The organism is Paracoccus versutus (assembly GCF_000763885.1).
In the GTDB taxonomy this organism is placed as follows: Bacteria; Pseudomonadota; Alphaproteobacteria; order Rhodobacterales; family Rhodobacteraceae; genus Paracoccus; species Paracoccus versutus.
Genome location: NZ_JRKO01000008.1, coordinates 91,992 through 110,131, shown reverse-complemented (window position 1 = coordinate 110,131; position 18,140 = coordinate 91,992). Strand labels below are relative to the sequence as shown.

Annotated in this window: 20 protein-coding genes and 1 pseudogene; 20 read left to right on the top strand and 1 reads right to left on the bottom strand. The window is 67.3% G+C overall.

Annotated features, from left to right (window positions below; all coding sequences use genetic code 11):
- Positions 1-362: 362 nt before the first annotated feature.
- The gene (gene topA / locus IT40_RS05125) at positions 363-2,918 is read left to right on the top strand and encodes a type I DNA topoisomerase (protein WP_036751414.1); all 2,556 of its coding nucleotides are present in this window, start codon (positions 363-365) and stop codon (positions 2,916-2,918) included.
- A gap of 206 nt (positions 2,919-3,124) precedes the next feature.
- Positions 3,125-4,864 (top strand): gamma-glutamyltransferase, encoded by a 1,740-nt coding sequence (gene ggt / locus IT40_RS05120; protein ID WP_208021260.1) that lies wholly within the window; start codon positions 3,125-3,127, stop codon positions 4,862-4,864.
- On the opposite strand, the gene IT40_RS05115 is transcribed toward ggt, so the two are convergent.
- A complete protein-coding gene (locus IT40_RS05115) occupies positions 4,858-5,208 on the bottom strand; it encodes a DUF488 domain-containing protein (protein ID WP_036751410.1) in 351 nt (116 codons plus the stop codon). The two genes, ggt and IT40_RS05115, sit on opposite strands and share 7 nt — an antisense overlap.
- Before the next feature lie 382 nt (positions 5,209-5,590).
- Here IT40_RS05115 and IT40_RS05110 point away from each other — a divergent pair, with 382 nt between their 5' ends.
- The 18 genes and pseudogenes from IT40_RS05110 (at position 5,591) to nuoK (ending at position 18,134) form a co-directional block, all read left to right on the top strand.
- Positions 5,591-5,956: an NADH-quinone oxidoreductase subunit A gene (locus IT40_RS05110; RefSeq protein WP_036751408.1), complete on the top strand. Its 366-nt coding sequence runs from the start codon at positions 5,591-5,593 to the stop codon at positions 5,954-5,956.
- Positions 5,947-6,480 carry a NuoB/complex I 20 kDa subunit family protein gene (locus IT40_RS05105; RefSeq protein ID WP_024843170.1) on the top strand — a complete coding sequence of 178 codons (534 nt, stop codon included), beginning with the start codon at positions 5,947-5,949 and terminating at the stop codon, positions 6,478-6,480. The genes IT40_RS05110 and IT40_RS05105 overlap by 10 nt, the downstream gene beginning before the upstream one ends.
- Positions 6,481-6,483: 3 nt before the next feature.
- The gene (locus tag IT40_RS05100; RefSeq protein ID WP_036751406.1) at positions 6,484-7,110 is read left to right on the top strand and encodes an NADH-quinone oxidoreductase subunit C; all 627 of its coding nucleotides are present in this window, start codon (positions 6,484-6,486) and stop codon (positions 7,108-7,110) included.
- Between the two features lie 52 nt (positions 7,111-7,162).
- A complete protein-coding gene (locus IT40_RS05095) occupies positions 7,163-8,401 on the top strand; it encodes an NADH-quinone oxidoreductase subunit D (protein ID WP_036751404.1) in 1,239 nt (412 codons plus the stop codon).
- A pseudogene (gene nuoE / locus IT40_RS05090) lies at positions 8,401-9,099 on the top strand (NADH-quinone oxidoreductase subunit NuoE); the annotation flags it as partial. The gene IT40_RS05095 and the pseudogene nuoE, both read left to right, overlap by 1 nt.
- 45 nt (positions 9,100-9,144) lie before the next feature.
- Positions 9,145-9,792: a hypothetical protein gene (locus IT40_RS05085; RefSeq protein WP_036751400.1), complete on the top strand. Its 648-nt coding sequence runs from the start codon at positions 9,145-9,147 to the stop codon at positions 9,790-9,792.
- Complete coding sequence (locus tag IT40_RS05080) at positions 9,792-10,055, top strand: DUF5337 domain-containing protein (protein ID WP_036751398.1); 264 nt, start codon at positions 9,792-9,794, stop codon at positions 10,053-10,055. Before IT40_RS05085 ends, IT40_RS05080 begins: the two co-directional genes overlap by 1 nt.
- Before the next feature lie 4 nt (positions 10,056-10,059).
- The gene (gene nuoF / locus IT40_RS05075) at positions 10,060-11,355 is read left to right on the top strand and encodes an NADH-quinone oxidoreductase subunit NuoF (protein ID WP_036751396.1); all 1,296 of its coding nucleotides are present in this window, start codon (positions 10,060-10,062) and stop codon (positions 11,353-11,355) included.
- A gap of 171 nt (positions 11,356-11,526) precedes the next feature.
- Complete coding sequence (locus IT40_RS05070) at positions 11,527-11,925, top strand: DUF5333 domain-containing protein (RefSeq protein WP_036751395.1); 399 nt, start codon at positions 11,527-11,529, stop codon at positions 11,923-11,925.
- An 8-nt stretch (positions 11,926-11,933) separates the two neighbouring features.
- Positions 11,934-12,074, top strand: coding sequence for a hypothetical protein (locus IT40_RS28375; RefSeq protein WP_157034059.1), 141 nt, complete (start codon positions 11,934-11,936; stop codon positions 12,072-12,074).
- A 130-nt stretch (positions 12,075-12,204) separates the two neighbouring features.
- Positions 12,205-14,223, top strand: coding sequence for an NADH-quinone oxidoreductase subunit NuoG (gene nuoG / locus IT40_RS05065; protein ID WP_036751393.1), 2,019 nt, complete (start codon positions 12,205-12,207; stop codon positions 14,221-14,223).
- A gap of 5 nt (positions 14,224-14,228) precedes the next feature.
- On the top strand, positions 14,229-14,996 hold the full coding sequence (locus tag IT40_RS05060) for a hypothetical protein (protein ID WP_036751444.1): 768 nt from the start codon (positions 14,229-14,231) through the stop codon (positions 14,994-14,996).
- Between the two features lie 18 nt (positions 14,997-15,014).
- The gene (gene nuoH / locus IT40_RS05055) at positions 15,015-16,052 is read left to right on the top strand and encodes an NADH-quinone oxidoreductase subunit NuoH (RefSeq protein ID WP_036751391.1); all 1,038 of its coding nucleotides are present in this window, start codon (positions 15,015-15,017) and stop codon (positions 16,050-16,052) included.
- A gap of 3 nt (positions 16,053-16,055) precedes the next feature.
- Complete coding sequence (locus tag IT40_RS05050) at positions 16,056-16,238, top strand: hypothetical protein (RefSeq protein ID WP_036751389.1); 183 nt, start codon at positions 16,056-16,058, stop codon at positions 16,236-16,238.
- Positions 16,238-16,729 (top strand): NADH-quinone oxidoreductase subunit NuoI, encoded by a 492-nt coding sequence (gene nuoI / locus IT40_RS05045; protein WP_011748524.1) that lies wholly within the window; start codon positions 16,238-16,240, stop codon positions 16,727-16,729. Before IT40_RS05050 ends, nuoI begins: the two co-directional genes overlap by 1 nt.
- On the top strand, positions 16,726-17,130 hold the full coding sequence (locus IT40_RS05040; protein WP_036751387.1) for a carboxymuconolactone decarboxylase family protein: 405 nt from the start codon (positions 16,726-16,728) through the stop codon (positions 17,128-17,130). Before nuoI ends, IT40_RS05040 begins: the two co-directional genes overlap by 4 nt.
- Positions 17,127-17,729 carry an NADH-quinone oxidoreductase subunit J gene (locus tag IT40_RS05035; protein ID WP_036751385.1) on the top strand — a complete coding sequence of 201 codons (603 nt, stop codon included), beginning with the start codon at positions 17,127-17,129 and terminating at the stop codon, positions 17,727-17,729. Before IT40_RS05040 ends, IT40_RS05035 begins: the two co-directional genes overlap by 4 nt.
- 99 nt (positions 17,730-17,828) lie before the next feature.
- Entirely contained in the window at positions 17,829-18,134 is a 306-nt protein-coding gene (gene nuoK, locus IT40_RS05030; RefSeq protein ID WP_010392916.1) for an NADH-quinone oxidoreductase subunit NuoK, read from the top strand.
- Positions 18,135-18,140: the final 6 nt, after the last annotated feature.

The following is an 18,140-nucleotide window of genomic DNA, read 5'->3' as shown; positions in this document are numbered from 1 at the left end:
CCTCTTCTCCGCCTTCCCCCGCGGGGGGGGGGAAGGGGGGAGGCGGGGGGGCCGGGGGGGCCGGGCCGGCCCGGCCCCCCCGCGGCCGGGGGGTTTTGGGGGCCGCGGCGGCGGGGGCGAACGCCGCGGCGGGGGGGGGGGGGAGAGGAGAAAACGAAGCACCCCGCCCTGGCTGCGGGGGGTGTTTTTCGCGGGGCGGGCCGGGGGGGGGGGGGGGGGCTTTCCCCCCCACGCCTCAGGCGCCCCCCGATGGGGCGCATGAGGCGTTCCCCCCAGGATATTTGGACACGGAAGAAGCCCGGCGTTGACAGTTCGCCGGGCGATGCCCATGTTCCGGCGCCGAATCAAGCGAAGGAATCTTCATGCCCGTCGTCGTCGTTGAATCTCCGGCCAAGGCCAAAACGATCAACAAATACCTGGGCGACGACTATACGGTTCTGGCCTCGTTCGGGCATGTGCGCGACCTGCCACCCAAGGATGGCAGCGTCGATCCCGAGGCGGATTTCGCCATGAAATGGGAAGTCGCCGCGGAATCGAAAAAGCACGTCAAGGCGATCCGGGACGCGCTGGCCTCGGACCCGAACCTGATCCTGGCCACCGACCCCGACCGCGAGGGCGAGGCGATTTCCTGGCACCTGCTGGAAACGCTGGCGCCGGCCCTGAGGAAGGGCGCCGAGGTCAGCCGCGTCACCTTCAACGCCATCACCAAATCCGCCGTGACCGAGGCCATGGCGCGGCCGCGCCAGATCGACCAGCCGCTGGTCGATGCCTATCTGGCGCGCCGGGCGCTGGACTACCTGGTCGGCTTCAACCTGTCGCCAGTCCTGTGGCGCAAGCTGCCGGGCGCCAAGTCGGCGGGCCGGGTGCAATCGGTCGCCCTGCGCATCATCGTCGACCGCGAGATGGAGATCGAGGCCTTCAGGCCGCGCGAATACTGGTCGGTCCATGCCCGGCTGGCGACGCCGCGCGGCGACGAATACGACGCGGCGATGACCGTCTTCGGCGGCAAGAAGCTGGAACGCTTCGACATCGCCACCGAGGAGCAGGCGCAGCTGGCCGTGGCCGCCATCGCCTCGCGCGATCTCAGGGTCGCCAGCGTCGCTGCCAAGCCGGCGAGCCGCAATCCCTGGCCGCCCTTCATGACCTCGACCCTGCAGCAGGAGGCCAGCCGCAAGCTGGGCCTTGGCGCGCGGGCCTGCATGTCGGCGGCGCAGCGGCTGTATGAGGCCGGGCATATCACCTATATGCGGACCGACGGCATCGACATGGCGCCCGAGGCGGTGATGGCGGCGCGCGACGCGATCAAGGCGCGCTTCGGGGCGGAATACCTGCCGAAATCGCCGCGCATGTACAAGAACAAGGCCAAGAATGCGCAGGAGGCGCATGAATGCATCCGGCCGACCGACATGATGCTGTCGCCCGACAGGCTGCCGGTTTCGGACAAGGACCAGAAGGCGCTTTACGACCTGATCTGGAAGCGGACGCTCGCCAGCCAGATGGAATCGGCGCGCATGGAGCGCACCACGGTCGAGATCGCCTCGGCCGACGGCCAGGTCGGGCTGCGCGCCAACGGCCAGGTGATGCTGTTCGACGGCTTCCTGCGGGTCTATGACCAGGGCCGCGACGACGAGGAGGACGAGGACAGCCGCCGCCTGCCGCTGATTCACGAGGGCGAGGCGGCCGAGAAGCGCGCGGTCACGCCCGAGCAGCATTTCACCCAGGCCCCCCCGCGCTATACCGAGGCCACGCTGGTCAAGCGCATGGAAGAGCTGGGGATCGGCCGTCCCTCGACCTATGCCTCGATCATCGGCACGATCCAGGACCGCGACTATGTCCGCAAGGAGCAGAACCGCCTGATCCCCGAGGACAAGGGCCGGCTGGTCACGATCTTCCTGCAGAAATACTTCCCGCGCTATGTCAGCTACGACTTCACCGCCAACCTGGAAGGGGAGCTCGACGACATCTCCTCGGGCGAGCGCGCCTATCGCGAGGTGCTGCGCCGCTTCTGGCGGGATTTCACCGCCGCGTTGGAGGGCACGTCCGAGCTGCGCATCACCGAGGTGCTGGAGGCGATCGACGAGGCGCTGGCGCCGCATCTCTACCCGCCGCGTCCCGACGGCTCGGACCCGCGCGAATGCCCGCTCTGCCACAAGGGGCGGCTGCATCTGAAGACGGCGCGTTCGGGCGGGGCCTTCATCGGTTGCACGAACTATCCTGATTGCCGCTTTACCCGTCCGATCAGCTCGCCGGATGCCGAGGTGGTGGGCGACACCGTGCTCGGCGTGGACAACGGCGACCAGATCAGCTTGAAGAACGGCCGCTTCGGGCCTTACGTCCAGCGCGGCGAGGCCACGGCCGAACAGCCGAAGCCGCCGCGCGCCTCGATCCCCAAGGGCTGGGACCTGGCCTCGGTCGATCTGGAACGGGCGCTGGCGCTGCTGGCCCTGCCGCGCGAGATCGGCCCGCATCCCGAAGACGGCGTGCCGGTCGAGGCCGGGATCGGCCGCTATGGCCCCTATGTGAAGCATGGCGCGAAATACGCCAACCTGCCGGAGGTGGACGAGGTCTTCACCATCGGCATGAACCGCGCGGTCGAGGTGCTGGCCTCGAAGCAGGTGCGGGGCAGGGCGGCTGCCGCCGCGCCGCTGGCGGAACTGGGCGAGCACCCCGAGGGCGGGCCGGTGCAGGTGATGAGCGGCCGCTATGGCCCCTATGTCAAATGGGGCAAGGTCAATGCGACGCTGCCCCGCGACCTGGAGCCCGGCGCGGTCACGCTGGAGCGCGCGCTGGAGCTGATTGCCGAGAAGGCCGCGAAATCCGGCAAGAAGCCGGCGAAGAAGGCTGCCGCGAAAAAGCCCGCCGAAAAGAAGACCGCTGCCAGGAAGCCGGCTGCGGCCAAGGCGAAGAAGGCCGGCTAAGACGCCCGGCTGCGCGGTTGCGTCATGGGTATTTGAGGAACGAAGAAGCGGCGATTGCGCTGGAAATCGGGCGCTGCTCGGGTCTTCTCTGTTCTTCAAATACCCATGACGCGAGCGGGACGCTGGCGCAGCGCCGCGGTTTTCGCTTTTTGATCCGCGCCGTTCTGCTGCTAGGCTCGACCCGCAAGGGTTGAGCGGAGGGCGCCATGAAGGATCGAATCGTCGGAATGGGCCGCGCGGCGGCTATCGTGCTGGCGGGCTCTCTCGGGCTGCCCGTCGCGGCGCAGGAGGCTGCGATCTTCGATGCCATGGACCGGATCCATCCGGTCTGGGCGGAAAGCGGCATGGTCTCGGCGCAGGAGCGGCTGGCGGCCGAGATCGGCCGCGACATCATGGCCAGGGGCGGCAATGCGGTCGATGCGGGCGTGGCCGTGGCATTCGCGCTGGCCGTCACCCTGCCGCGCGCCGGCAATATCGGCGGGGGCGGCTTCATGCTGGTCCATGACGCCGAAACCGGTCAGACCCATGCCATCGACTATCGCGAGATGGCGCCGCAGGGTGCCTCGCGCGACATGTTCCTGGACGCGGCGGGCGAGGCCGACAGCGAGAAGTCGCTTTACAGCGGCGCGGCCTCGGGCGTGCCGGGGACGGTGGCGGGGATGAAGCTGGCGCTGGACCGATACGGCAGCATGGGCTGGGCCGAGGTGATCGCCCCGGCGATCCGGCTGGCCGAGGAGGGCATCACCGTCACCCCCGAGCTTGCCGACAGCATCGCGGCCGAGCGCGATCATCTGGAGAAGTTCCCCTCGAGCGCCGCCATCTTCTTCAAGGAGGGCGGCGGGGCCTATCGGCCCGGCGACCGGCTGGTGCAGGCCGACCTGGCGGCGACGCTGAAGAAGATCGCCGCCGAGGGGCCGGACGGTTTCTACAGAGGCGAGGTGGCCGGGGCCATCGCCCGCGCCGTGCAGGAGGCCGGGGGGCTGATCACGGTCGAGGACATGGCCGCCTACAAGCCCGTGGAGCGCGAGCCGGTGCGGGGCAGCTATCGCGGCCATGAGGTGGTCTCGATGCCGCCGCCATCCTCGGGTGGGGTGCATCTGATCCAGATCCTGAACGCGCTCGAGGGCTATCCGATCGGCGCGCTGGGGCAGAACTCGGGCGAGACCATCCACCTGATGGCCGAGGCGATGAAGCTGGCCTATGCCGACCGCTCGGAATACCTGGGCGACCCGGATTTCGTCGACGTGCCGGTCGCGGCGCTGACCAGCAAGGATTATGCGGTCGAGATGCGGCGCAGGATCAGCGCCGATTTCGCCACGCCTTCGGTGATGATCAAGCCGGCGGACCTCGCGCCCTACGAATCCGACCAGACCACGCATTTTTCGGTGGTGGACAAGCAGGGCAATGCGGTCTCGAACACCTATACCATCAACCTGAACTATGGCTCGGGGCTGGTGGCGGGGGGCACGGGCGTGCTGATGAACAACGAGATGGACGATTTCTCGGCCAAGCCCGGCGTGCCCAACGCCTTCGGCCTGGTCGGCGGCGACGCCAACGCGGTCGAGCCGGGCAAGCGGCCGTTGTCGTCGATGACGCCGACCATGGTGCTGAAGGACGGCAAGGTCTGGCTTGTCACCGGCTCGCCCGGCGGGGCGCGGATCATCACCACGGTCCTGCAGGTGGTCATGAACATGATCGACCACGGCATGAACGTGGCCGAGGCCTCGACCGCGCCGCGCGTCCATCACCAATGGCTGCCCGACGAGCTGCGGCTGGAGGAGGGGATCAGCCTCGACACCATCCGCATCCTGCAGGGCAAGGGCCACAGCGTCGCGGTCAAGGAGGCGATGGGCTCGACCCAGTCGATCCTGCGCGACCCGCGGACGGGCACGCTTTACGGCGCCTCGGACCCGCGCCGGCCGGATGCGGCGACGCTGGGCTACTGAGCCAGGTAGTCGCGCAGGGCGACGGCGTTGTTGTGCTCGGTGTCCCTGGCGCCGTAGAGCAGCGTCACCGGGCCCTTGCGGATCAGCTGGCGCAGCTCGCGCAGGGGTTCGGGATTGGCGTCCAGTTCCGCGGCATAGCGGCGGCGGAACTCGGGCCATTTCTTCGGGTCGTGGTCGAACCAGTGGCGAAGGTCGTCCGAAGGGGCGATGTCCTTCAGCCACAGATCGGCCCCCAGCGTCTCGCGGCTGATCCCGCGCGGCCAGATGCGGTCCACCAGCACCTTGCGCCCCTCGTCCTGCGAGGGGGGCGGGTCATAGGCGCGGCGAAGGAAGATGTCGGTCATGGCAAGCCTCTTTCCAAGGGAAATTCCCCGATGGCCCGCCGGGTTCCCTGTGCCTGGCCGGGTTTTCGGCGACGGTGCGGCGGGCCGCAGGGCCCGGACCGGGCCGGTCGCGGGTGCGGGTGGGTGCGGGGTTGCCGGCGCGAGTCGGCCCTGCGGGCGGGGCCGAGGGGGTTCGGGCTCGCATCGGCAGGAAAAACCGACTAAAATACCCTGTGATCCGGCGCCGGGGGCGCGCGGTTTTGTCGCGTTGCAGGTGCCGCAAAGCCGGCCTGACGCTGGGTGGCACCGTTGACCATATCCGCGACCGGGGATAAACGGACCTTAGCCAAACCCATCGCGGGACGCCAGTCGGGTTCCTGCGAGCGAAAGGGAGCCCAACCCAGTGGAATACCTGCTGCAAGAATACCTGCCGATCCTGGTTTTTCTGGGAATGGCCTCGGCGCTTGCCATCGTGCTGATTCTGGCGGCCGCGGTCATCGCCGTGCGCAACCCGGACCCGGAGAAGGTCAGCGCCTATGAATGCGGCTTCAACGCTTTCGACGACGCGCGGATGAAGTTCGACGTGCGCTTCTACCTGGTGTCGATCCTGTTCATCATCTTCGACCTGGAAGTCGCTTTCCTGTTCCCCTGGGCGGTCAGCTTTGCCAGCCTCTCGGACGTGGCCTTCTGGGGCATGATGCTGTTCCTGGGCGTCCTGACCGTGGGTTTTGCCTATGAATGGAAGAAGGGGGCGCTGGAATGGGCGTGATGACCGGCCTGAACACCGCAGGCGCCGACCGTGACGTCGCCACGGCCGAGTTGAACCGCGAGCTGCAGGACAAGGGCTTCCTGCTGACCACGACCGAGGACATCATCAACTGGGCGCGCAACGGCAGCCTGCACTGGATGACCTTCGGCCTGGCCTGCTGCGCGGTCGAGATGATGCAGACCTCGATGCCGCGCTATGACCTGGAACGCTTCGGCACCGCGCCGCGCGCCAGCCCGCGGCAGTCGGACCTGATGATCGTCGCGGGCACCCTGACCAACAAGATGGCGCCGGCGCTGCGCAAGGTCTATGACCAGATGCCCGAGCCGCGCTATGTCATCTCGATGGGCAGCTGCGCCAACGGCGGCGGCTACTATCACTATTCCTATTCGGTGGTGCGCGGCTGCGACCGCATCGTGCCGGTGGACATCTACGTTCCCGGCTGCCCCCCGACCGCCGAGGCGCTGCTCTACGGCATCCTGCAACTCCAGCGCCGCATCCGGCGCACCGGCACGCTGGTGAGGTGAGCCATGTCCGAAGCCCTCTCTGACGCCGCCCTGCTGGAACTGGCCGAGCATATCGCGCTGCGCCGCGAGAACGACGTGATCTCGACCCAGGTCGCCTTTGGCGAGCTGACGGTGAACGCGACGCTCTCGGGCGTGATCGGCCTGATCGAGTTCCTGCGCAACGATCCGAACTGCCGCTTTTCCACGCTGATCGACATCACCGCGGTGGACAACCCGGCGCGGCCGGCGCGCTTCGACGTGGTCTATCACCTGCTGTCGATGTATCAGAACCAGCGCATCCGGGTGAAGGTCCAGGTGCGCGAGGACGAGCTGGTGCCCAGCCTGACCGGCGTCTTTCCCGGCGCCAACTGGTATGAGCGCGAGGTCTTCGACCTGTTCGGCATCCTGTTCTCGGGCCATGCCGACCTGCGCCGCATCCTGACCGACTACGGCTTCCGCGGCCATCCGCTGCGCAAGGACTTCCCGACGACCGGCTATACCGAGGTGCGCTGGAGCGACATCGAGAAGCGGGTGGTCTACGAGCCGGTGAACCTGGTTCAGGAATACCGCCAGTTCGACTTCCTGTCCCCCTGGGAGGGCGCGAAATACGTGCTTCCGGGCGACGAGAAGGCGCCGGAGGCGAAGAAGTGACCGCAGCCGCGCAACCTGCCTGCGCGCCACGCATCGGATTTGAGGGCTGACCATGGACGGCGACATCCGCAAGAACAGCTATGACGACGGCTCGATGGACGCCCTGACCGGCGAGCAGAGCATCCGCAACTTCAACATCAATTTCGGCCCCCAGCACCCGGCCGCCCACGGCGTGCTGCGCATGGTGCTGGAGCTGGACGGCGAGATCGTCGAGCGCGCCGACCCGCATATCGGCCTGCTTCACCGCGGCACCGAGAAGCTGATGGAGAGCCGCACCTATCTGCAGAACCTGCCCTATCTGGACCGGCTGGACTATGTGGCGCCGATGAACCAGGAACATGCCTGGTGCCTGGCGATCGAGCGGCTGACCGGCACCACGATTCCGCGCCGCGCCAGCTTGATCCGGGTGCTCTACTCGGAAATCGGCCGCATCCTGAACCACCTGATGGGCATCACCACCGGCGCCATGGACGTGGGCGCGCTGACCCCGCCGCTCTGGGGCTTCGAGGCGCGGGAAGAGCTGATGATCTTCTACGAGCGCGCCTGCGGGGCGCGGCTGCACGCGGCCTATTTCCGGCCCGGCGGCGTGCATCAGGATCTGCCGCCCGACCTTCTGGACGACATCGAGGAATGGTGCGAGCGCTTCCCCAGGCTGGTCGACGACCTCGACACGCTGCTGACGGAAAACCGCATCTTCAAGCAGCGCCTGGTCGACATCGGCATCGTGACCGAGGACGACGCGCTGGACTGGGGCTATAGCGGCGTCATGGTGCGCGGCTCGGGCCTGGCCTGGGATCTGCGGCGGTCGCAGCCATATGAATGCTATGACGAATTCGACTTCCAGATCCCGGTCGGCAAGAACGGCGATTGCTACGACCGCTATCTGTGCCGCATGGCCGAGATGCGCGAATCCTGCAAGATCATGCAGCAGGCGGTCCGCAAGCTGCGCGCCGAGCCCGCGGGGGACGTGCTGGCCCGCGGCAAGCTGACGCCCCCCAGGCGCGCCGAGATGAAGCGCGACATGGAAAGCCTGATCCATCACTTCAAGCTTTACACCGAGGGCTTCCGGGTCCCGGCCGGCGAGGTCTATGCCGCCGTCGAGGCGCCCAAGGGCGAGTTCGGCGTCTACATCGTCGCCGACGGCACCAACAAGCCCTGGCGCGCCAAGCTGCGTGCGCCCGGCTTCACGCATCTCCAGTCGATCGACTGGATGTCGCGCGGCCACATGCTGGCCGACGTCCCGGCGATCATCGCCACGCTCGACATCGTTTTCGGAGAGGTTGACCGCTGATGCTGCGCCGTCTGTCCCCCATCCAGCCGGACTCGTTCGAGTTCACGCCCGCCAACCTGGACTGGGCCCGCGCCCAGATGACCAAATACCCGGAAGGCCGCCAGCAATCGGCGATCATCCCGGTCCTGTGGCGCGCCCAGGAACAGGAAGGCTGGCTGAGCCGTCCGGCCATCGAATATTGCGCCGACCTGCTCGGGATGCCCTATATCCGCGCGCTCGAGGTCGCGACCTTCTATTTCATGTTCCAGCTCCAGCCGGTGGGTTCGGTCGCGCATATCCAGATCTGCGGCACCACCACCTGCATGATCTGCGGCGCCGAGGACCTGATCCGGGTCTGCAAGGAAAAGATCGCGGCCGAGCCGCATGCGCTGTCGGCCGACGGCCGCTTTTCCTGGGAAGAGGTCGAATGCCTGGGCGCCTGCACCAATGCGCCCATGGCCCAGATCGGCAAGGATTTCTACGAGGACCTGACGGCCGAGAAACTGTCGGCGCTGATCGACCGCTTCTCGGCGGGCGAGGTGCCGGTGCCGGGTCCGCAGAACGGCCGCTTCTCGGCCGAGGCCCTGGGCGGCCCGACCGCGCTGGCCGATCTCAAGGGCGGCGAGGCGCATAACGCCAGCGTCGCGCGGGCGCTGCGGCTGGGCGACACGATCAAGCGCATCGACGGGACCGAGGTGCCGATCACGACGCCTTGGCTGGCGGCGCAGAACGGCGTCTGATCGAAAGGGGGCGGGCTGGTCGCGATGGAACGGGCAGAGTGCAACAGGAACTGCTGGATCTCGGCGGCAATCGCCGGGGTGGTGGTGCTGCTGTTCACCGCCGGCATCGGCGACCTGCACTGGCTGGCCGGGCTGTTCCTGGGCGTCGTGACCTTCGTGCTGTTCGGGGCGCTGATGGTCTGGCTGGTCTGCCACGAGCGGCCCGAACTGTTCGAGGACGGTCCCGGCCTGACCGGCACCGACTGGCAGCGCGCCGCGGTGGACCGCCAGCCCGAGACGCTGCTGGTCAGCGGCTCGCTGGGGCCCGAGCCCTTCACCTCGGGCACGCAGATGCCCATCGTCGCCGGGACCATGCCCTCTTCGGAGCCGCCGTCCGTAGTCGCGCCCGCAGCCGTGCCCGCAGCCGCCGCCAAGCCCGTGCCGGGCGCCGACGACCTGCAGCGGATCAAGGGGATCGGCCCCAAGATCTCGGACTGGCTGAACGCGCAGGGCGTGACGCGCTATGACCAGATCGCCGCCTGGGATGCCGCCACCGTCGCCGATTTCGCGCAGCGGCTGGGCCGGATGGGCGGGCGGATCGAGGCCGACGACTGGGTCGGCCAGGCGAAATTGCTGGCGGCGGGGGGCGAGACCGGCCATTCCCGCCGCATCGACAAGGGCGGGGCCGCGTGATGGCCCGCCCGGCAGGACATGCGGCGTCGCAGGCGGATAGGGCCGCCGCGGCGGATGCCCGGCAGATGCGTCTGGTGGCGGTGGTGATCGCCGTCACCATGGCGCTGTGGCTGGGGGTGCAATGGCTGGGGGGCCAGCAGGACTGGCCCGCGAAATATGCCTTTCTCGCCGATCTTGCGGCGATGGGGGCCTTGATCTGGTCGCTTTTGGTGACCTTTCGGATCTGGCGGCGGCGCAAGGCGTCCTCGCAGGGACAAGGATAAGACGATGCTGAACGATCAGGACCGGATCTTTACGAACCTCTACGGCATGGGCGACCGCAGCCTGGCCGGCGCCCGCAAGCGCGGCCATTGGGACGGCACCGCCGCGATCATCCAGCGCGGCCGCGACAAGATCGTCGACGAGATGAAGGCCTCGGGCCTGCGCGGGCGGGGCGGCGCGGGCTTCCCCACCGGCATGAAATGGTCCTTCATGCCCAAGGAATCGGACGGCCGGCCCTCCTATCTGGTCATCAACGCCGACGAATCCGAGCCCGCGACCTGCAAGGACCGCGAGATCATGCGCCACGATCCGCATACGCTGATCGAGGGCGCGCTGATCGCCAGCTTCGCCATGGGCGCGCACGCCGCCTATATCTATATCCGCGGCGAGTTCATCCGCGAGCGCGAGGCGCTGCAAGCCGCCATCGACGAATGCTATGACGCGGGCCTTCTGGGCCGGAATGCGGCCCAGTCGGGCTGGGATTTCGACCTCTACCTGCATCACGGCGCCGGCGCCTATATCTGCGGCGAGGAAACCGCGCTGCTGGAATCGCTGGAAGGCAAGAAGGGCATGCCGCGCATGAAGCCGCCCTTCCCGGCCGGCGCGGGCCTCTATGGCTGCCCGACCACGGTGAACAACGTCGAATCCATCGCCGTGGTGCCCACCATCCTGCGCCGCGGCCCGGAATGGTTCGCAAGCTTCGGCCGCCCGAACAACGCGGGCGTGAAGCTTTTCGGCCTGACCGGCCATGTCAACACCCCCTGCGTGGTCGAAGAGGCCATGTCGATCCCCATGCGCGAGCTGATCGAGAAGCATGGCGGCGGCATCCGCGGCGGCTGGAAGAACCTCAAGGCGGTGATCCCCGGCGGCGCCTCCTGCCCGGTGCTGACGGCCGAGCAATGCGAAAACGCCATCATGGATTATGACGGCATGCGCGAGCTGCGCTCGTCCTTCGGCACGGCCTGCATGATCGTCATGGACCAGTCCACCGATGTGGTGAAGGCGATCTGGCGGCTGTCCAAGTTCTTCAAGCACGAAAGCTGCGGCCAATGCACCCCCTGCCGCGAGGGCACCGGCTGGATGATGCGGGTGATGGAGCGCTTGGTGCGCGGCGACGCCGAGATCGAAGAGATCGACATGCTCTTCGACGTCTCCAAGCAGGTCGAGGGCCACACCATCTGCGCGCTCGGCGATGCGGCCGCCTGGCCGATCCAGGGCCTGATCCGCAATTTCCGCGAAGAGATCGAGGACCGGATCAAGGCCAAGCGCAGCGGCCGCATGGGCGCGATGGCGGCGGAGTAGGCGACGATGGCGACCGGCCCCCTCATCCCGGCATGGCGGACCCCCCAGGGGGAAAGCCCGCGCCTGCGCGCGCGCCGGTGGGGCCGGATCACGGCGCCCTCACGGCTTGGTGCCGAACCTTCGGGGCGGCCGCATGTTATGGCAAAAGGCCATGACAAGGAGGCTATTGCCATGAAGCTGATCCCCGCCGTTCTGATCGCCGCGACGCTTGCCACACCCGCAGCCGCGCTGGAGCCGCTGGCCCAGGAGAAATACATCAACGACCGGCTGGTCGCCGCGCGCATCGCCGACCGCATCCGCCGCACCTGCCCCAGCATCGACGGCCGCATCCTTTACGCCTATGGCGAGGCGCGCAAGCTCAAGCGCTATGCCGAGACCAAGGGCTATTCCCGCGCGCAGATCGACGCCTTCCTGGACAGCAAGGCGGACAAGGCGCGCATCTATGCCGTGGCCGAGGACTATCTGGCCCGCCAGGGCGCCAAGGCAGAAGACCCCGAGAGCTTTTGCCGCGTCGGCCGGCAGGAGATCGCGCGCAATACCGTAATCGGCAGCCTTTTGGTGGCGAAATGAAGACGTGGATGAACCGGATCGGCATCGCCCTGATGGCGGCGGCAGCGGCGGCGATGATCGCCGCCGACGGCTTTGCCGCCGAGCGCGCGCCGCATCCGGGGCAGGATGGCGCCCGCGCGACCGTTCCCGTGCAGGAGGCGCAGCCATGACGCCGGGACGGATGGGATCGACAGGGCCACAGCAAACCGGGCCAGCCTTCGGCCAGCATTTACATCGCGCAAAACCTGCCGGAGATCGTTCCGGCGCGGTTTCCGGGCGCGAGGGATAAGGGAAGACAAGATGGCGGATCTTCGCAAGATCAAGATCGACGACGTGATTATCGAGGTCGATCCCAACATGACCCTGATCCAGGCCTGCGAACTGGCCGGGATCGAGGTGCCGCGTTTCTGCTATCACGAGCGGCTGTCGATCGCCGGCAACTGTCGCATGTGCCTGGTCGAGGTGGTGGGCGGCCCGCCCAAGCCCGCCGCCTCCTGCGCCATGCAGGTCAAGGACTTGCGCCCCGGCCCCGAGGGCGCGCCCTCGGAAATCCGCACCAACAGCCCCATGGTCAAGAAGGCCCGCGAGGGGGTGATGGAGTTCCTGCTCATCAACCATCCCCTGGACTGCCCGATCTGCGACCAGGGCGGCGAATGCGACCTGCAGGACCAGGCCATGGCCTATGGCGTGGATTTCAGCCGCTACCGCGAGCCGAAGCGCGCCTCCGAGGATCTGAACCTCGGCCCGCTGGTCGAGACGCATATGACGCGCTGCATCTCCTGCACCCGCTGTGTGCGCTTCACCACCGAGGTCGCCGGGATCACCCAGATGGGCCAGACCGGCCGCGGCGAGGACAGCGAGATCACCAGCTATCTGAACCAGACGCTGGAATCGAACATGCAGGGCAATATCATCGACCTGTGCCCGGTCGGCGCGCTGGTCTCCAAGCCCTATGCCTTCACCGCCCGGCCGTGGGAGCTGACCAAGACCGAATCCATCGACGTGATGGATGCGCTGGGGTCCAGCATCCGCGTCGACACCAAGGGCCGCGAGGTCATGCGCATCCTGCCGCGCAACCATGACGGCGTGAACGAGGAGTGGATCAGCGACAAGACCCGCTTCGTCTGGGACGGGCTGCGCCGCCAGCGCCTCGACCGGCCCTATATCCGCGAGAACGGGCGCCTGCGCCCGGCCAGCTGGCCTGAGGCGCTGGAGGCCGCCGCCCAGGCGATGAAGGGCAAGAAAGTGGCGGGGCTGGTCGGCGACCTGGTCCCGGCCGAAGCCGCCTTCAGCCTCAAGCAGCTGGTCGAGGGGCTGGGCGGTCGCGTCGAATGCCGCACCGACGGCGCCCGGCTGCCCATCGGCAACCGCTCGGCCTATGTCGGCACGGCGCGGATCGAGGACATCGACCATGCCAAGCGCATCCTGCTGATCGGGACCAACCCGCGCGACGAGGCGCCGGTGCTGAACGCCCGCATCCGCAAGGCCTGGGCGCATGGCGCGCAGGTGGCGCTGATCGGCGAGCCGGCGGACCTGACCTATGACTACCACCATTTCGGCAACGACCGCGCCGCGCTGGCCAAGCTGGCGGACGAGGACCTGTGGAACAAGGACGGCACGCCCGGTATCGTCATCGTCGGCCAGGGCGCCCTGCGCGAGGCGGATGGCGAGGCGGTGCTGGCCCATGCCATGCGCATCTGCGAGCGCGGCGACAGCAAGCTTCTGGTGCTGCACACCGCCGCCGGCCGCGTCGGCGCGATGGACGTCGGCGCCGTGACCGAGGGCGGGCTGCTGGCCGCCATCGAAGGGGCCGAGGTGATCTACAACCTCGGCGCGGACGAGGTGGACATCGCTGCCGGGCCGCTGGTGATCTATCAGGGCAGCCATGGCGACCGCGGCGCGCATCGCGCCGACATCATCCTGCCCGGCGCCTGCTATACCGAGGAAAGCGGGCTGTTCGTGAACACCGAAGGCCGGCCGCAGCTGGCCATGCGGGCCAATTTCGCGCCGGGCGAGGGCAAAGAGAACTGGGCGATCCTGCGCGCGCTTTCGGCCGAACTGGGCAAGACCCAGCCCTGGGACAGCCTGGCCGGGCTGCGCCGCAAGCTGGTCGAGGCCGTGCCGCATCTGGCGCAGATCGACCAGGTGCCGCAGAACGAATGGCAGCCGCTCGACCGCTTTGACCTGGGGCAGGCGAGCTTCCGCTATGCGGTCAAGGATTTCTACCTGACCAACCCCATCGCCCGCTCGTCGCCGCTGATGGGCGAGCTTTCGGCCATGGCCGCGGCCCGCAAGGCCCCGGCGCTGGCGGCGGAGTGAGCGCGATGCGGGTCCGTCTTGCCCTGCTGGCCGCGACCGGCGCCCTGGCGCTGCTGGCCGGCTGCGGCGCGACCAAGGACGCGCGCCCGCAGCCCAAGCCGGCCGAGCTGGGCGTCGCGGTGCTGCAAAGCGACGCAGGCGCCCCGGACAAGAAGGTGCTGACCAGGGGCCGGATCTCGACCAAGTCGGGCGAGATCCTGATCCTGGAGCCCGACGGCTCGGTCAGCGAAATGGCGCTGGACAGCCCCGAGGGCCGCGACGCCTTTGCCGTGACCGAGGCAGACCTGATGGCGCTGAACGCGAATCTGGACCTGGACCTGTCGGGCCTGCCGGACATGGCGCCGGTGCGCAAGCGCGAGCCCACGGCCCAGGAAAAGGCGCTGGCCGAATTCGCGGCGCGCACGCGGCCGCTGCGGCTGAACCTGCCCACCAGTTTCGAGGCCGATCCGCGGGATTTCCAGGGGGCGCAGGTCGCCTCGCTGGCCGGTTCGCGCAAGGGCACGGACAGCCTGGTGGAAGTGACGGCAAACCTGCGCGGCGGGGTGGACGCCGACACCGCCTTCGCCTATGCCACATGCGCGCTGGCCAGCTGGGCCGATGCGAAAGGGGCGCCCTATGCCCGCCACATCCGCACGCTTCGCGACAAGCGGGGCGGGAAGATGGTCGTCGGCTCGGTCTTCACGCTTTCCGAAAGAAAACCGATGGGCCTGACGGTGATGACAACGAAACAGACCTTGCAGGAATGCAAGGCACGCGGCATTCCCGCGGCGTGATGAGAGGGACGAAAGATCATGGCTGAATTCTGGGCCTCGCCCTACGGTTTCGCACTCAGCCTGCTCTTGCAGGGTCTGGCGGTCATCGCCTTCGTCATGGGCTCGCTGATCTTCATGGTCTATGGCGACCGCAAGATCTGGGCGGCGGTGCAGATGCGCCGCGGCCCGAACGTGGTCGGTCCCTGGGGCCTGTTGCAGACCTTTGCCGACGCGCTGAAATATATCGTCAAGGAAATCGTCGTCCCGGCCGGCGCCGACAAGTTCGTCTATTTCCTGGCGCCCTTCCTGTCGATGATGCTGGCGCTGTTCGCCTTCGTCGTCATCCCCTTCGACGAGGGCTGGGTGATGGCGAACATCAACGTGGGCATCCTGTTCATCTTTGCCGCCTCCTCGCTGGAAGTCTACGGCGTCATCATGGGCGGCTGGGCTTCGAACTCGAAATACCCGTTCCTCGCCTCGCTGCGTTCGGCGGCGCAGATGATCTCCTACGAGGTGTCGCTGGGCTTGATCATCATCGGCGTCATCATCTCGACCGGCTCGATGAACCTGACCGCCATCGTCGAGGCGCAGCGCGGCGACTACGGCCTGCTGAACTGGTACTGGCTGCCGCACCTGCCGATGGTGGTGCTGTTCTTCGTCTCGGCCCTGGCCGAGTGCAACCGCCCGCCCTTCGACCTGGTCGAGGCCGAATCCGAACTGGTCGCGGGCTTCATGACCGAATATTCGTCCACGCCCTACCTGCTGTTCATGGCGGGCGAATACATCGCCATGTATCTGATGTGCGCGCTCTTGTCGCTGCTGTTCTTCGGCGGCTGGCTGTCGCCCGTGCCGTTCATCGCCGACGGCTGGTGGTGGATGGTCATCAAGATGTGGTTCTGGTTCTACATGTTCGCCATGGTCAAGGCGATCGTGCCCCGCTATCGCTACGACCAGCTGATGCGGATCGGCTGGAAGGTGTTCCTGCCCCTGTCCTTGGGCTGGGTGGTGCTGGTGGCGATCCTGGCGCGCTACGAAGTGCTGGGCAGCTTCTGGGCCCGCTTCACGGTCGGAGGATAAGCCATGTATTCCAACAAGCTAGCCGAGGCATTTGCCAAAGCCAGTGAGACCGACAAGGTGGAGCTGGCGCATTTCCTCGCCAACAATCTGGACAGTGCGGAACAAGCGCGGGACAGCGCCCGCATCCGCGACTATGTCGCCGCGTTCGACCGTTTCGCGGCGCCGCGGGAAGGGGAGCAGTTCTGATGGCCTTCGATTTCGCCCGTGCCACCAAGTATTTCCTGATGTGGGATTTCATCAAGGGCTTCGGCCTGGGGATGCGCTATTTCGTCTCGCCCAAGCCGACGCTGAACTATCCCCACGAAAAGGGCCCGCTGTCGCCGCGCTTCCGCGGCGAACACGCGCTGCGCCGCTATCCCAACGGCGAGGAACGCTGCATCGCCTGCAAGCTGTGCGAGGCGGTCTGCCCGGCCCAGGCCATCACCATCGACGCCGAACCGCGCGAGGACGGCTCGCGCCGCACCACGCGCTACGACATCGACATGACCAAGTGCATCTATTGCGGCTTCTGCCAGGAAGCCTGCCCGGTCGATGCCATCGTCGAGGGGCCGAACTTCGAATACGCGACCGAAACCCGCGAGGAACTGTTCTACGACAAGCAGAAGCTGCTTGCGAACGGCGAACGCTGGGAGGCCGAGATCGCCCGCAACCTGCAGCTGGATGCGCCCTACCGATGACCGATGCCTTCACCAAGCTTTTCGCACAGATGATGGCCTCGGGGCAGGAGATGGCGCGCGCCTTCAACCCGGCGCTCGAGCATTTCGACATGCGCGCCATGGAAAAGCTGGTGCCGACGATTCCCGCCGACATGCTGGAAATGTGGTTCGGCAAGACCTTCAACCGCGAGGGGCTGGACGCCAAGACGCGCCTGCTTCTCACCATCGGCGCGATCACCGTCCAGGGCGCGCTGGCCGAGCCGCAGCTGCGCATGACTGTGCGCCAGGCGCTGGCGGCCGGCGCCACCAAACGCGAGATCGCCGAGACGATCTTTCAGATGAGCATGTTCGGCGGGCTGCCCGCGATGCAGAAGGCGCTGGAAATCGCCCAGAGCGTCTATGCCGAGGAGGACGAGGAATGATGACCTTCGCTTTCTACCTGTTCGCGATCAGCGCCTGCGTCGCGGGCTTCATGGTCGTGATCGGACGCAACCCGGTGCATTCGGTGCTGTGGCTGATCCTGGCCTTCCTGTCCGCGGCGGGGCTGTTCGTGCTGCAGGGTGCGGAATTCGTCGCCATGCTGCTGGTCGTGGTCTATGTCGGCGCGGTGGCGGTGCTGTTCCTGTTCGTCGTCATGATGCTGGACGTGGATTTCGCCGAGCTGAAGGGCGAGCTTGCGCGCTACCTGCCGCTGGCGCTGGTGATCGGCGTCGTGCTGCTGGCGCAGCTGGGCATCGCCTTTTCGGGCTGGACGCCCTCGGACCAGGCGGAAAGCCTGCGCGCCGCGCCGGTGGACTCGGCGGTCGAGAACACCTTCGGCCTGGGCCTGGTGCTGTATGACCGCTATGTGCTGATGTTCCAGCTGGCCGGGCTGGTGCTGCTGGTGGCGATGATCGGGGCGATCGTGCTGACCATGCGCCACCGCAAGGACGTCAAGCGCCAGAACGTGCTGGAGCAGATGTGGCGCGACCCGGCCAAGACGATGGAGCTGAAGGACGTCAAGCCGGGGCAGGGGCTTTGAACGCGGCAAGCTGGGCCGCGACAGCCATCGGGATCGCTACTGCGGTCCCAGTAGCAAACGGATATTTCAACGGGTGAACGACCCGGAGGGACCAGGACGATGATCGGATTGACTCATTATCTTGTTGTGGGGGCGATATTGTTCGTCACCGGCATTTTCGGGATCTTCGTGAACCGAAAGAACGTCATCGTCATCCTGATGTCGATCGAGCTGATGCTCCTGGCGGTGAACATCAACTTCGTCGCCTTCTCGACCCATCTGGGCGACCTGGCCGGGCAGGTCTTCACCATGTTCGTGCTGACCGTCGCCGCCGCCGAGGCCGCCATCGGCCTGGCGATCCTGGTGGTCTTCTTCCGCAACCGCGGCACCATCGCGGTGGAAGACGTCAACGTGATGAAGGGATAAGCGAGC

Excerpts from the sequence above, each read along its gene's own strand:
- IT40_RS05050 (WP_036751389.1), top strand. The coding sequence starts at position 16,056 with ATGTATTCCAACAAGCTAGCCGAGGCATTTGCCAAAGCCAGTGAGACC.
- nuoI (WP_011748524.1), top strand. The coding sequence starts at position 16,238 with ATGGCCTTCGATTTCGCCCGTGCCACCAAGTATTTCCTGATGTGGGAT.
- IT40_RS05035 (WP_036751385.1), top strand. The coding sequence starts at position 17,127 with ATGATGACCTTCGCTTTCTACCTGTTCGCGATCAGCGCCTGCGTCGCG.
- topA (WP_036751414.1), top strand. The coding sequence starts at position 363 with ATGCCCGTCGTCGTCGTTGAATCTCCGGCCAAGGCCAAAACGATCAAC.
- IT40_RS05095 (WP_036751404.1), top strand. The coding sequence starts at position 7,163 with ATGGACGGCGACATCCGCAAGAACAGCTATGACGACGGCTCGATGGAC.
- nuoF (WP_036751396.1), top strand. The coding sequence starts at position 10,060 with ATGCTGAACGATCAGGACCGGATCTTTACGAACCTCTACGGCATGGGC.
- nuoG (WP_036751393.1), top strand. The coding sequence starts at position 12,205 with ATGGCGGATCTTCGCAAGATCAAGATCGACGACGTGATTATCGAGGTC.
- IT40_RS05070 (WP_036751395.1), top strand. The coding sequence starts at position 11,527 with ATGAAGCTGATCCCCGCCGTTCTGATCGCCGCGACGCTTGCCACACCC.
- nuoK (WP_010392916.1), top strand. The coding sequence starts at position 17,829 with ATGATCGGATTGACTCATTATCTTGTTGTGGGGGCGATATTGTTCGTC.
- IT40_RS28375 (WP_157034059.1), top strand. The coding sequence starts at position 11,934 with ATGAACCGGATCGGCATCGCCCTGATGGCGGCGGCAGCGGCGGCGATG.
- IT40_RS05040 (WP_036751387.1), top strand. The coding sequence starts at position 16,726 with ATGACCGATGCCTTCACCAAGCTTTTCGCACAGATGATGGCCTCGGGG.
- IT40_RS05100 (WP_036751406.1), top strand. The coding sequence starts at position 6,484 with ATGTCCGAAGCCCTCTCTGACGCCGCCCTGCTGGAACTGGCCGAGCAT.
- IT40_RS05105 (WP_024843170.1), top strand. The coding sequence starts at position 5,947 with ATGGGCGTGATGACCGGCCTGAACACCGCAGGCGCCGACCGTGACGTC.
- IT40_RS05115 (WP_036751410.1), bottom strand. The coding sequence starts at position 5,208 with ATGACCGACATCTTCCTTCGCCGCGCCTATGACCCGCCCCCCTCGCAG.
- IT40_RS05080 (WP_036751398.1), top strand. The coding sequence starts at position 9,792 with ATGGCCCGCCCGGCAGGACATGCGGCGTCGCAGGCGGATAGGGCCGCC.
- IT40_RS05060 (WP_036751444.1), top strand. The coding sequence starts at position 14,229 with ATGCGGGTCCGTCTTGCCCTGCTGGCCGCGACCGGCGCCCTGGCGCTG.
- IT40_RS05085 (WP_036751400.1), top strand. The coding sequence starts at position 9,145 with ATGGAACGGGCAGAGTGCAACAGGAACTGCTGGATCTCGGCGGCAATC.
- nuoH (WP_036751391.1), top strand. The coding sequence starts at position 15,015 with ATGGCTGAATTCTGGGCCTCGCCCTACGGTTTCGCACTCAGCCTGCTC.
- ggt (WP_208021260.1), top strand. The coding sequence starts at position 3,125 with ATGAAGGATCGAATCGTCGGAATGGGCCGCGCGGCGGCTATCGTGCTG.